This window comes from Nocardia sp. PLKS1-43 (genome assembly GCF_059510335.1).
The window spans coordinates 19,664-32,008 of sequence record NZ_JCAJZQ010000006.1 but is presented as its reverse complement, the minus strand read 5'-3'; the positions used below and the strand labels follow the sequence as shown (position 1 = coordinate 32,008).

Sequence of the window (12,345 nt, the reverse complement as noted above, 5' to 3'; positions counted from 1 at the left end):
GACTCGACCCGCTCTTTACCTTAACTTAGGCTAAGCAAACTATGCACGTCTCGGTGAGGGAGTCGGTATGCGACGGCAGATGCGGGTCCGCGAACGCCTCGCCGGGCTCTGGCCGCCGTCGCGCTGGGGTCTGCGGCTGCGATCGGCGCTGGTCGCGACGGCCGTCATCACGATCGTGCTCGGCCTGGGCGCCGGCCTGATGCTGGTGTTGTTGGGGCGATCGATGGTCGAAACCGTCGACAGTGCCGCCACCGCACGCCTCGACGACATCGCGGCACAACTGCACACCACCCCGCCCGAGACCGCGAGCGCCGCGCTGTTCGTACCCAACGGGTACGTCGACATCGTCGAGATCTCGGACCGGTCCGGGCGAGTGCTTCGATCCTCTGCCCGCACCGAAGATCATCCGCCGCTGATTCCGGCGGCCGAAACCGTTGTCGGCCAACCGCTGGGCGGAGATTCGGATCTGCGGTTGTCGGCACGCCGGGTCGATTCCCCGTCCGGGCGGGTCACGGTGATGGTCGCGGCGAATATTCAGCCCGTGGAAGACGCGATGGCGGAGGTTGCGCTCGCCTTGGCGGTTGGCACCCCGATCGTTGTGCTGGTGGCTGCCGCGGCGACCTATGCCCTGGTGGGGCGTTCGTTGCAATCGGTGGAGGCGATCCGGTCGCATGTCGCGGGGATCGGCAGCACCGGCCTGTCCGAGCGGGTGCCGGTGCCTTCGGCGCGCGACGAGGTCGCCCGGCTCGCCGCCACCATGAACGAGATGCTCGGCCGGATCGAGGCCGGTCACCTCGCCCAGCGGCGCTTCCTGTCCGACGCCTCGCACGAACTGCGCAGCCCACTGGCCACCGTCCTGAGCGGTTTGGAACTCGCGCGCGACCATCCCCGGGCGTTCGACACCGACCTCGCCGCCCGGACGCTGCTGCCCGAGGCGGAACGCATGCGCTACCTCATCGACGACCTGCTGATGCTCGCCGCCGCCGACGAGAACGGGCTCACCGTCCCGCTCACCGACGTAGATCTCGACGATGTCGCCGCCATCGCGCTCGAGGCGACGGGTCGTCGCGCCGATGTGACGCTGGCCCGGCAGTTCAACCCGGTCCGGATCCGGGGCGACGCACGATCGCTGACGCGGGTCGCGCGCAATCTGCTCGGCAACGCCGTCATCCACACGCGCTCGATCGTCACGATCCGCACCGTGCGGACGCTGTCCGGCGCGCAGCTGATCGTCGACGACGACGGCCCGGGAATCCCTGTGCCCGAACGTGAACGGGTCTTCGAGCGGTTCGTCCGCCTCCAGGACGACCGCGGCCGGGACAGCGGCGGAACCGGACTCGGCCTGGCGATCGTCGCGGAAATCGTTGCCGCCCATCGCGGTACGGTCGTCATCGAGGACTCGCCGTACGGCGGCGCGCGTGTCGTGGTGAAACTGCCGACCTGACTGTGGCGGACAGCTGTTCGGAAAGGCCGGCTCACCGATCGGCCAGGCAGCGGGCGGCGATCCGGGCCGCGGTGGCCAGCTCGGCGGGGGCGAGGGCGGCGTAGCCGAGGGGGACGCCGAATTCCCTCGGCGGGCCGCTGTGGTGCCGGGCCAGGCCGTCGAGCAGCACGCCGTGTGCGCGGGCCGCGGCGACGGCTCGTTCCTCGTGGGCGGCGCTGGGGAGCGGCACGGTCACGTGCGAGCCGGCGTCATCGCCGCGGACGTCCAGGCCGTGACCGCGCAGCTCGTCCACCAGAAGCGCTCGCCTGGGCGGCATCTCGCGGCGGAGACGGCGCAGGTGGCGGGCCAGGTCCCCGTTGCGGGCCAATTCCACGAGGACGTGCTGGCCGGCGGGCGCCGGATGCGTGCCGACCCATTCGCGATGTGCCACTACGGCATTCGCGATCTCGGGTGTCGCGACCAGCCAGCCGACGCCCAGGGTGGTCGACAGGATCTTCGAGGTGGTGCCCAGGTGGATCACCACGTCGGGGGCCAGCGTGGCGAGCAGGGGGAGCGGGGCGGTGTCGTAGCGCAGCTCGCCGTCGTAGTCGTCCTCGATCACCAGGGCGCCGGTGCGGCGGGCGAAGTCGACCAGGGCGACCCGGCGTGCCGCGGGCATCCGCGCTCCGAGCGGAAACTGGTGTGCCGGTGTGCAATACACGGCGCGAACATTCGGCGGAATCAGGTCCACCCGCAGTCCGCCGGCGTCGAGCGGGACCGGGACAACCCGGCTGCCAGCGGCTCGCAGCGCGCCAACCGCGCGCAGGTAGCCGGGCTCCTCCACCGCGACCGCATCGCCGGGCCGCAGCAGCGCGGAGGCGAGTTCGCCGACGGCCGAACCGGTTCCATTCGTGGCCAGGACCACGGCCGCACTGCCCGCGTGCAGGCCGCGGTGTCGCAGCAGATGTTCCGCGACCATCGCGCGGTAGTCGGGTTCTCCCGCTCTGTTCTTGTGCGACGAGGGATTTCGGTCTCCGGCCGCGCGCCATGCCCGCCGCCAGGCCGCCCGGTCGATCGCCGCGACGCACGGCGTACCCGGGACCAGATCGAGCAGATCCGTGGCCGGACGTGCGGTGCTGACGGGTGCGTGGCCGTGCGGCGCGGCGGCGGGCGAGGCCGTGAGATAGGTGCCCGAACCGTGGCGGCCGCTGAGCCAGCCCTCGGCGTGCAACTGGTCGTAGGCGGCGGTGACGACCGTGCGGCTGACGCCGAGTTGGGTTGCCAGCGCGCGGGAGGAGGGCAGCCGGTCGCCGCCGCGCAGCCGGCCCGCGGTGGCGGCGCCGCGCAGGCCGTCCGCGATCTGCACGGCCAGCGGCGTCGCCGACGTGCGGTCGATCAGGAGCGGCAGATCCGGCTGGCCCATGAAAGTGGTCTTTCGAAACAGTGCGTAATTGGCCATTCGATAATGCCACTGCGCCGGGGAGTCTGGGAATATGACCGAGCCGGCTACCACCCGAACCCCCCTTTCGCCGACGCCCCGCAGCACCCTGACCCGGTACCGGGGCCGGCGCGATGCCACCGACCGCGCCGCGCTGGACGCGATTCTGGACGCCGCCACGATCTGTCATCTCGGTGTGCTGATGCGCGGAGCTCCGGTCGTGCTGCCCACCATCTACGGGCGCGACGGCGACACTCTCTACCTGCACGGATCCACCGGAGCGGGCAACCTGCGCGCGGCCGTGACGGGCGATGTGTCCGTCGCGGTCACCCTCGTCGACGGCATCGTCTACGCGCGCTCGGCCATGCACTTCTCGATGAACTACCGTTCGGCGGTGGTGCACGGGCGACCGGTCGAACTCACCGACCACGACCACCGCCTGCACGCGCTGCGGATCATCGTCGAACACGCCGCTCCCGGCGCCTGGGACACCGTGCGCCCACCCACCGCGAAGGAGTTGGCCGCCACCACAGTCCTGTCCCTGGACCTGACCGAATCCTCGGTCAAGACCCGCACCGGCGACCCCGCCGACGACGAGTCCGACGTCGCCGGGCCCGCCTGGGCGGGCGTGCTGCCCACCCGCCAGACCTTCGGCCCGCCCATCCCTTCCGCCGACCTCGCCCCGGGTATCGAGATTCCCCCGCACGTCCTGGCCCGCCTCCGGTAGTCGTTCGGTCGCTACTGGGTTCGACCACCGCGCAGACGGCCCGCGCTGTCGAGCCGGTGCGTCGTCGGCGGCCGATCCGCGCGCCCGGACGGTGGCCCGTGCGCTGGTGCGGGATCCGGCCGACGACCGCTCCGCGTTCGTTTCAGCGCGCGGTCGGTACTCGCGATGTGCGGCAATTCGCGAACGGTGGCGTTGCCGGGCCGGTCACCAGAAGGCCGGCGTGAGACCGTGCTCGGCGAGCGTTGTCCGGACGAGATCGCGCAGGGCCGTGGGAGTTTCGATGTGGTCCGGGTCCAGGGAGGTGAGGGCGAGGGTGTAGGTACCGGCGAGGCGGGAGAGGTAGGCGGACAGGCGGGTGCGAGGGAGCGGAGGTGTGAGGCCGGGGTGGATGGCGCGGGCGGCCACACCGCGACACGGATGCGGGCCCAGGTGCGAAAGGGCGGTGGGGAGGGGGCCGATATTGGAGCACAGGATGTCGCGCTCCCCGGCCCCGCGACTCACCGCGTGCGCGGCGCGGGCGGGAAGCACCTGCAGGATCTCCTCGGGCATACCCTGTGGGCCGGACATGCGGTGTTCGTATGCGGCACGGCACTTTTCGCGCAACGACGCGGGGGTGTCCGAGCGGATGACGGTCACCTCGGTCATCGCCATGTCGTTGTCGACGCGCGGTTCGCCGCGAGTGTCCACCGGAATGCTGGCCGCGATCCGCGGTTCGGCGAATCCGCTGTCCCACAGGATTCGCGCGACCAGGTGGACGAACAGGCTGTTGCCCGTCGCCGCATGCGCGGCCGCGGCCGTCTCCCAGTCCGGCACCGGAATCTCCAGTACGACACCGCATGTGCGCGCGACGCCGGAACGACTCGCGGCGGCGGTCGGGCGTCGCGGCACACCGCGCCGGAACGCCCGCGCGGCGCCGCCCAGCACGATGCTCCACTGTCGCCACGCATCCGCCCAATCCGATTGCGGGGTGACGAGTTCCGTCGCCGCCACGCCCGAGAGCGCCTGATCGACCGCGATCGTCAGCCCGCGCCCGTCGGCCAGGACGTGTGAGCACGTCAGCGCGACGACCGAACCGCCGTCCTCGAGTGCCGCAGCGGCCAGCCGCCAGCCGGGAGCGTATTCCGGATCGAGATCGGAGCCCTGGGCGTCGGCCCAGTCCAGCAATTCGTCCGCGCGTAGCACCCGCTCGGAGATCCGGAGCGGATGGGCGCTGGTATTCGCCCGCCAATGCGGTCGCGCGCCGGGAATCCGCGCTCGCACCACCCGCCGTCCCAGCGGACCGGTGCGCAGTGCGGCATGCACCGGCTCCAGCGCTTGCGGTGCGACCCGATCGGGGAACCGCCACAACCCCTGCAGCGCGATCGGAGTGCCCATACCACGGTGGGTGCGCAGGAAGATCTCGTCGACGACGCCGAGTCGGCTCGTCGGGGGCTGATCGGCAGGCATGTGGTCATCGTGCCATCGCCCCACTCGGCGGGTTGCGCGGGAACGACGAGATCAGGCCGGGCTGCCGTGGCGGCCCGCGCCGGAGGCGAAGCGCTGCGCACCCGCGAGCGCGCCGTCGGACAGGGCGTCCATACCGTGGCGCAATTCGTTGGCGATGGCCGCGGCCTCGCCCAGGCCCTCCTGCTCGAGCGCGGACATCCGGTCCGAGCGCAGACAGGTCTGCGGGAGCGCGGCCAGCTCCCGGGCGAGATCCTCGGCGGCAGAGCGTGATTCGCCATTGGGCACGACACGGTTCGCCAAGCCCATCTGCAACGCCTCGGTGGCGCCGACGGCGCGGCCGGTCAGGATCATGTCCATGGCGCGGCCCTGGCCGACGATGCGGGGCAGCCGGACCGTGCCGCCGTCGATGAGCGGAACGCCCCAGCGCCGGCAGAAGACGCCGAAGGTGCTGTCCTGCTCGGCGATTCGCAGATCACACCACAGGGCCAGCTCGAGTCCGCCGGCCACCGCGTAACCCGAGACCGCCGCGATCACCGGTTTGGACAGGCGCATCCGGGTCGGGCCCATCGGACCGTCGCCGTCGGCCGCGACGCGATTTGATCGCTCGGTGCCCAGGCCCTTGAGATCCGCTCCGGCGCAAAAGGTTCCGCCCGCGCCCCACAGTACCGCGACGGCAGCATCCGGATCGGCGTCGAACTCCCGGAACGCATCCGCCAGAGCGTTCGCCGTCGGGCCGTCGACCGCGTTGCGCGCCTCCGGCCGGTCCAGGACGACGGTGAACACCGGCCCGCTGCGCTCGATTCGGACGCTCACATCTGCTCCTCGCTGTTGGCCGTACCCGCGGATCGTGCCGGTCCGTTGCCGATATCCGACGATACGTCCGGGCCGGGGTCTTGCGTCAAGAAATGAATTCATGATTCACTTCTTGTGTGGCCTACCGCAGAACCCCCGCTGTGCAGGCCCGTCTCGACAAACAGGCGGGCGTGATCGTGCACGCGACCACACGGGTGCTTTCCCGTGAGGGTTTCGCCGGGCTCTCGATGGCGGCGGTCGCGGCCGAGGCCGGGGTGGCCACGGGCACCGTGTACAAGCACTTCAGCGGCAAGTCCGAATTGGTCACCGCGGTGTTCCGCGAGGTCGTGACGCGTGAGGTGGCCGCCGTCGCGCAGGCGGGCGCGGCCGGTGCGGGGAGTGTGGTCGAGCGCGTCACCGCATCCGTGGAGACGTTCGCCGGTCGCGCGTTGAAGAATCCGAAGCTGGCCTACGTCCTGCTCGCCGAACCGGTGGACGTGGCCGTCGACGCCGAGCGGCTGCGCTTCCGTCGCGCCTTCGCCGAGATCTACGAATCCGCCGTCGCCGAGGGCGTGGCCGCGGGCCGGCTGCCGCCGCAGAATCCACGCATCAGCGCCGCCGCCCTGGTCGGAGCAATCGGCGAGGTGCTGGTCGGCCCGCTCGCCGAGGCGCGGCAGAGCGAGTCGGTGATTCCCGAACTCGTCGATTTCGCCTTGCGCGCACTGGGATTCGCCGACGTCCGGGATGCGGGCGGCGCGCATCCGGATGCCCGCATCCCGCAGACCCGCGACGACCGAGCCCCGGCGTCGCCCGAATAGGAGTTCCGCATGCCCACCCACGAGGTGTTCAACCAGGTTCCGAATATCGTTCCGTTCGACAACTCGCGCAATCCGGCGCTGATCGAGGGCCTGCACCGGGAGGGCGCGGGCTGGGCGGAGCCCGAGGTGCGCGAATTGGGCTCGCTCGCAGGCGGATTCGATGCCCAGGAATGGGGCCGGGTGGCCAACGAGTACCCGCCGGTGCTGCATACGCACGACCGCTACGGCAATCGGATCGACGAGGTGGAATTCCACCCGTACTGGCACCGGTTGATGGACGTCGCGGTGCGGCACGGCCTGCACGGTTCGCCCTGGCTGGACGAGCGTCCGGGAGCGCACACCGCACGCGCGGCCAAGTTCTACACCTGGGGGATGGCCGACGCCGGTCACATGTGCCCGATCTCGATGACCTACGCGATCGTGCCCGCGCTGCGGCACAATCCGGAGCTGGCCGCCCGGTACGAGCCGCTGCTGGGTTCGCGCACTTACGATTTCGGTCTGCGCGAGCCGTCCACCAAGGCCGGGCTGATCGCCGGCATGTCGATGACCGAGAAACAGGGCGGCTCGGATGTCCGCGCGAACACCACCACCGCCACACCGCAAGCCGATGGAACCTACCGCGTCGTCGGGCACAAGTGGTTCACCTCCGCGCCGATGTCGGACATGTTCCTCACCCTGGCCCAGGCGCCGGGCGGGCTGTCCTGTTTCCTGCTGCCGCGGGTACTTCCCGACGGCAGCCGCAATGCCCTTCGCCTGCAACGCCTGAAGGACAAATTGGGCAACAAGTCCAACGCCTCGTCGGAGATCGAATACGAGAACGCCGTCGGCTGGCTGGTGGGCCCAGAGGGCGCGGGCGTCAAGACCATCATCGAGATGGTCAACATGACCAGGCTCGACTGCGTGATCGGCTCGGCCACCGGGATGCGCGCCGGGCTCGTCCAGGCGGTGCACCACGCGCGGCACCGGGAAGCGTTCGGCGCCAAGCTGATCGATCAGCCTGCCATGCGCAACGTCCTGGCCGATCTGGCGATCGAATCCGACGCCGCGACCACCGTGATGATGCGCCTGGCCGGGGCCACCGACCGTGCCGGAGGCGATCCGGCCGAGGCCGCGCTGCGCCGGATCGCCCTCGCGGTCACCAAGTACTGGGTGTGCAAGCGCGCCCCCGCGCACGCTGCGGAAGCGCTGGAATGCTTGGGCGGCAACGGATATGTCGAGGATTCGGGCATGCCCCGGCTGTTCCGCGAATCCCCGCTGATGTCGATCTGGGAGGGTTCGGGCAACGTCGCCGCGCTGGATGCGTTGCGCGCCATGGGCCGTCAGCCCGAGAGCGTGGAGGCGTACTTCAACGAGGTGTCGCTCGCCCGCGGCGCGAACCACCATCTCGACGACGCGATCGACCGGATCGGCAAGGAACTCACCGACTTCGGCGATATCGAATATCGCGCTCGCCGGGTGGTCGAGCTGATGGCACTGGCGTTGCAGGGCGCGCAACTGGTCCGGCACGGGCATGCCGCGGTGGCGGATGCCTTCTGCGCGAGCAGATTCGGCGGCGACTGGGGTATCGCTTTCGGCACCCTGCCCACCGGGGTGGACACCACCGCCATCCTGGAACGCGCCTACGTGGACTGATCGGACGCACGGCCTCGCAGTGACAAGTTCGCTCGCCGAGCGCCTCGGACAGTATCCGAATCGCCTCGGGGCGGCGCCGTGCAGCGCGAGCAATCGGTCGGCCGGTACACCCGCCAGTTGATCGAGTCAGCGACATCCGGCGGCGGCCGGCGCCCGGGTAGCGGGTGCGCCGGTGCCCTTCGGCAGAGCCGAATCGGTCATGCGACAAGGTGCCCGGACGGACGTGAGCAGCGACACGCTTCCTGACCCATACCAGGGGGATTAGCGTCGAAATATGGCACGTACAACGGCGTACACACAGTTCATCGCGCTGCCGCCGGAGCGGTTGTGGGCGGTGTTGGCGGATCCGGTCCGCTGGCCGGAATGGAATCCCGCCGTTGCCTCGGTGCGACTGCGGGAAGCGCCCGGGGCGGGCGTACGAGGCGATTACCTGCCCAGCGGCCGGGCGAACGCGGCGGTGCACAGCAGGCTGGCCCGGCCCTTCACGATCACGAGTTTCGTGCCCGACCGGGAACTGGTTGTGCAGCAGCCGGAACCGGCCGGGGTGCTGCGAATCTCCTGGACGTTGACGCCCTGTCCCGGAGGCACCGAACTGACCCAGCGGGTCGAACTGACCGGTATCTCCGCGCCGGTCTTCTGGTACGTCGTCGGCGGGCGGTTGCAGGCCCACGCCCGGGTCGGTTTCGCCCGGCTGGCCGGGCTTGCCGGGATCACCCCGGACGCTCAGGCGTTGACTGTCGTGATCGCCGGCGGCAGCGGCGCTTTGGGGCGCAATATCGCGGCCGACCTGACCTGTCGCGGACAGCGGGTGCGCATTCTGACTCGACGCCGGAATCCGGACCTGCCGTTCGAACAGCTGGAATGGGACGGCCGCAGCGTCGGCAACTGGGTTGGCGCACTGCGTAATCCGGGCCCCACCGCGGTGATCAACCTCGCCGGGAAGTTGGTGGACTGTCGGCCGACCGCGGCAAACGTCGCCGAATTGCGGCGCAGCCGAGTCGATCCGACCGCGGCCCTGGTCGCGGCCTCGGCGTCACTGGATCGTCCGGTCGACTACTGGATTCAGGCCAGCACCACGGCGATCTGGTCCGACGCCGGTGAAATGCGCTGCACCGAAACGAGTCCGCTGCCGCGGGGCCTGCCGCAGATGACCGGCGTCGCGCGGGCGTGGGAGCGGGCCTTCGAGGGGGCGAACACCACGCACCACACGATCCTGCGCACCTCGATCGTCCTGGATTCGGATTCCCCTGCCCTGCAACGTCTGTGCGACCTGACCCGGGCCGGACTCGGCGGTCGCGTTGGCCCGGGTGACCAGTGGTTCAGCTGGATCCACATCGAGGATTGGCTGGCCCTGATCCGCGCTGCCCTCGGCCTGGAACCCGGTGTGCACCTGCCCGACGGAATCCTGGTCGCCGCAACGGATTACCCGGTGCGCAACCGCGACCTGATGATCGTGCTGCGACGTCATCTGCGCCGCCCGCCCGCACCGCCGACCCCCGCACCGCTGCTGAAACTCGGCGCGATCTTCCTGCGCACCGATCCGGCCCTCGGTCTCACCGGCCGCCACGTGACCTCGGAAGTGCTGCCGCACACCGGATTCCGTTTCCGCTATCCGACGCTGGACGAGGCCATGGGCAACCTGCTACCGCACTGAGCCGCCGGGAGTCCACGGGGCTGTCACGGCACGCGAACTCGCTGGTCGAACGCACCGGACGGATGCGGGTTTCGCGACACCGTCCACTGGCTACGACGCGCCGAGGCCGACGGTATGCCGCTGATCGGCTACAACTACCGGAGCATCTCCGACAACTACGAATGAGGCAGCTGCGCTACTCTGCGCACCGTGTTTCGGCATCGGCGCACTACGGCGATGACGTGCCGACGATCTCCGAAACGGTACGCGCGGGCTGCCGTGTTGTCGGGGACCGGCGTGCGAGTATGACGCCTCGTGATCAGCGGTGCTCCCGGTACCAGCGGATGAGGGCGTCGGTGGACGAATCACCTTGCGGCGCGGGATCTTCGGGGGAGCTGAGCAGCGGGGCCAGTTCGAGGGCCTGCTGTTTGCCCAGCTCCACGCCCCACTGGTCGAAGCTGTCGATACCCCAGATGGTGCCCTCCACGAAGACCTGATGCTCGTAGAGGGCGATGAGCTGGCCCAGCACCGAGGGGGTCAGCTCCGGGGCGAGGATGGTGGTGGTCGGGCGATTGCCCGGCATCACCTTGTGCGGCACCACATCCGGGTCGGTGCCCTCGGCGGCGATCTCCTCGGCGGTCTTGCCGAACGCCAGCACCTTGGTCTGCGCGAACAGGTTGCTCATCAGGATGTCGTGCATGCTGCCGGTACCGTCGCGGGTCGGCAGATCGTCGGTGGGCCGGGCGAACCCGATGAAATCGGCCGGAATCAGCCGGGTGCCCTGATGCAGCAGCTGGTAGAAGGCGTGCTGACCGTTCGTGCCCGGTTCACCCCAGAAGATCTCACCGGTGGAGGTCGTGACCGGGGAGCCGTCGGCGCGAACGGATTTGCCGTTGGACTCCATCGTCAGCTGCTGCAGATAGGCCGGGAACCGGGCCAGATCGTTCGAGTACGGCAGCACCGCGCGGGACTGCGCGCCGAAGAAATTCGAGTACCACACGCCGAGCAGGGCCAGCAGCACCGGCGCATTCTCTGCCAGCGGTGTCTGCGCGAAATGCTGGTCGACACTGTGCATTCCGGCCAGGAACTCAGCGAACCGCTCGCGCCCGATCGTCGCCATCACCGACAGCCCGATTGCCGAATCGACCGAGTAGCGCCCGCCGACCCAGTCCCAGAAGCCGAACATGTTGGCGGTATCGATGCCGAACGCGGCCACCCGCTCGGCGTTGGTGGACACGGCCACGAAGTGTTTGGCGACCGCGTCCTCGCCCAGCGCATCCACCAGCCAGCGGCGCGCGGCGGTCGCGTTGGTGAGTGTCTCGAGCGTCGAAAAGGTCTTCGAGGAAATGATGAACAGCGTCGAGGCCGGATCGAGGCCGTCGAGTTTCGCGGTCAGGTCGGCGGGGTCGACATTGGAGACGAAGCGTGCGGAGATTCCGGCATCGACGTAGTGCCGCAACGCCTGATACACCATCACCGGCCCCAGATCGGAGCCGCCGATGCCGATGTTCACCACCGTGGTGATGCGCTCGCCGGTCGCGCCGCGCCACTGCCCGGATCGCAGCTGATCGGTGAAATCGCCCATGGCGCGCAGGACTTCGTGTACCTGCGCGGCCGCGTCCTCGCCATCGATGGTCAGCGATGCCCCCGGTGGCAGGCGCAGCGCGATGTGCCCCACCGCGCGATCCTCGGAGGTGTTGATGTGTTCGCCGCGGAACATCGCGTCGCGGCGCTGCGTCACACCGGCGGCCTCGGCCAATCCGACCAGCAGATCGAGGGTTTCGCGGGTCACGCGATGCTTGCTGTAGTCGATGTGCAGGTCTGCGATCCGAACCGTCAGCTCGTGGCCGCGCCGCGGATCCTCGGCGAACAGGTCGCGCAGAGTCCGGTCGGCGATCGCCGAATAGTGTTCCCGCAGTTTCCGCCAGGCCGCCGTCGCGGTGATGTCGCTGCTCACCGATCCGACATTACCGCCAGTCAAGCGCGCGTGTGGACAAGGCAACCGATGTCGCCGGCCGCGCCGCGGCCGCGTGACCGATCAGCTCGCCCGGCAGATCCACATCCAGCGGGTGCCGTAGTGTGCGGCGGCATCGTCGTCCAGATGCACCCACTGCTTGTGGCCGGGCTTGTTGCCACCGGCCCGGCAGGGATCGCCGACATGGTCGCCGTTGGGCGGCGTGGGGCGGGGTGTTGTCGTCCGGCGGCGTCTGGGCGCCGAGACCACCGCTGCCGCCGGCGATGGGGCCCAGGTCGATTCCGGCGATGGTGGCGGCACACACGATCTTCGTTCGGTGTTCATCCCGGGGCCGCGAACGGCGCTCGACCGGGCCGAGCGCAACCGGGCCCGGCAGCCATCAGACCACGGTCCAGGCCGGTCCGCACCGCCCTGATCGGCGCGCGGACGCCGCGACCGGATCTCCCGGAGCGCTGGACAGC

The 12,345-nt window shown here is 70.0% G+C and carries 10 protein-coding genes; 5 read left to right on the top strand and 5 right to left on the bottom strand.

Translation table 11 applies throughout. From position 1 onward, the window contains the following. Positions 1–67 precede the first annotated feature (67 nt). Positions 68–1,444, top strand: a complete 1,377-nt coding sequence (locus AC5WS7_RS22205) for a sensor histidine kinase (protein ID WP_495956484.1) — start codon at positions 68–70, stop codon at positions 1,442–1,444. A gap of 31 nt (positions 1,445–1,475) precedes the next feature. Here the strand turns inward: AC5WS7_RS22205 and pdxR are convergent, their stop codons facing one another. Further along, positions 1,476–2,882, bottom strand: a complete 1,407-nt coding sequence (gene pdxR / locus AC5WS7_RS22200) for a MocR-like pyridoxine biosynthesis transcription factor PdxR (RefSeq protein WP_495956483.1) — start codon at positions 2,880–2,882, stop codon at positions 1,476–1,478. Between the two features lie 34 nt (positions 2,883–2,916). Between pdxR and AC5WS7_RS22195 the strand changes: the two genes are divergently transcribed. Continuing rightward, the gene (locus AC5WS7_RS22195) at positions 2,917–3,588 is read left to right on the top strand and encodes a pyridoxamine 5'-phosphate oxidase family protein (protein ID WP_495956482.1); all 672 of its coding nucleotides are present in this window, start codon (positions 2,917–2,919) and stop codon (positions 3,586–3,588) included. A gap of 204 nt (positions 3,589–3,792) precedes the next feature. On the opposite strand, the gene AC5WS7_RS22190 is transcribed toward AC5WS7_RS22195, so the two are convergent. Together AC5WS7_RS22190 and AC5WS7_RS22185 are read right to left on the bottom strand one after the other, a co-directional pair. Beyond that, positions 3,793–5,034 carry a hypothetical protein gene (locus AC5WS7_RS22190; RefSeq protein ID WP_495956481.1) on the bottom strand — a complete coding sequence of 414 codons (1,242 nt, stop codon included), beginning with the start codon at positions 5,032–5,034 and terminating at the stop codon, positions 3,793–3,795. A 51-nt stretch (positions 5,035–5,085) separates the two neighbouring features. Beyond that, a complete protein-coding gene (locus AC5WS7_RS22185; RefSeq protein ID WP_495956480.1) occupies positions 5,086–5,847 on the bottom strand; it encodes a crotonase/enoyl-CoA hydratase family protein in 762 nt (253 codons plus the stop codon). Positions 5,848–5,963: 116 nt separating this feature from the next. Here AC5WS7_RS22185 and AC5WS7_RS22180 point away from each other — a divergent pair, with 116 nt between their 5' ends. From AC5WS7_RS22180 to AC5WS7_RS22170, 3 genes are all read left to right on the top strand, one after another. Further along, entirely contained in the window at positions 5,964–6,644 is a 681-nt protein-coding gene (locus AC5WS7_RS22180; protein ID WP_495956479.1) for a TetR/AcrR family transcriptional regulator, read from the top strand. A 9-nt stretch (positions 6,645–6,653) separates the two neighbouring features. Then, positions 6,654–8,276: an acyl-CoA dehydrogenase family protein gene (locus AC5WS7_RS22175; RefSeq protein WP_495956478.1), complete on the top strand. Its 1,623-nt coding sequence runs from the start codon at positions 6,654–6,656 to the stop codon at positions 8,274–8,276. Positions 8,277–8,550: 274 nt separating this feature from the next. Beyond that, the gene (locus AC5WS7_RS22170; protein ID WP_495956477.1) at positions 8,551–9,930 is read left to right on the top strand and encodes a DUF1731 domain-containing protein; all 1,380 of its coding nucleotides are present in this window, start codon (positions 8,551–8,553) and stop codon (positions 9,928–9,930) included. Positions 9,931–10,228: 298 nt separating this feature from the next. On the opposite strand, the gene pgi is transcribed toward AC5WS7_RS22170, so the two are convergent. Next, positions 10,229–11,866, bottom strand: coding sequence for a glucose-6-phosphate isomerase (gene pgi / locus AC5WS7_RS22165; protein ID WP_495956476.1), 1,638 nt, complete (start codon positions 11,864–11,866; stop codon positions 10,229–10,231). An 81-nt stretch (positions 11,867–11,947) separates the two neighbouring features. After that, a complete protein-coding gene (locus AC5WS7_RS22160; RefSeq protein ID WP_495956475.1) occupies positions 11,948–12,184 on the bottom strand; it encodes a hypothetical protein in 237 nt (78 codons plus the stop codon). Positions 12,185–12,345: the final 161 nt, after the last annotated feature.

Coding starts and splice junctions, on each gene's coding strand:
- AC5WS7_RS22205 (WP_495956484.1), top strand. CDS start 68: ATGCGACGGCAGATGCGGGTCCGCGAACGCCTCGCCGGGCTCTGGCCG.
- pdxR (WP_495956483.1), bottom strand. CDS start 2,882: ATGGCCAATTACGCACTGTTTCGAAAGACCACTTTCATGGGCCAGCCG.
- AC5WS7_RS22195 (WP_495956482.1), top strand. CDS start 2,917: ATGACCGAGCCGGCTACCACCCGAACCCCCCTTTCGCCGACGCCCCGC.
- AC5WS7_RS22190 (WP_495956481.1), bottom strand. CDS start 5,034: ATGCCTGCCGATCAGCCCCCGACGAGCCGACTCGGCGTCGTCGACGAG.
- AC5WS7_RS22175 (WP_495956478.1), top strand. CDS start 6,654: ATGCCCACCCACGAGGTGTTCAACCAGGTTCCGAATATCGTTCCGTTC.
- AC5WS7_RS22170 (WP_495956477.1), top strand. CDS start 8,551: ATGGCACGTACAACGGCGTACACACAGTTCATCGCGCTGCCGCCGGAG.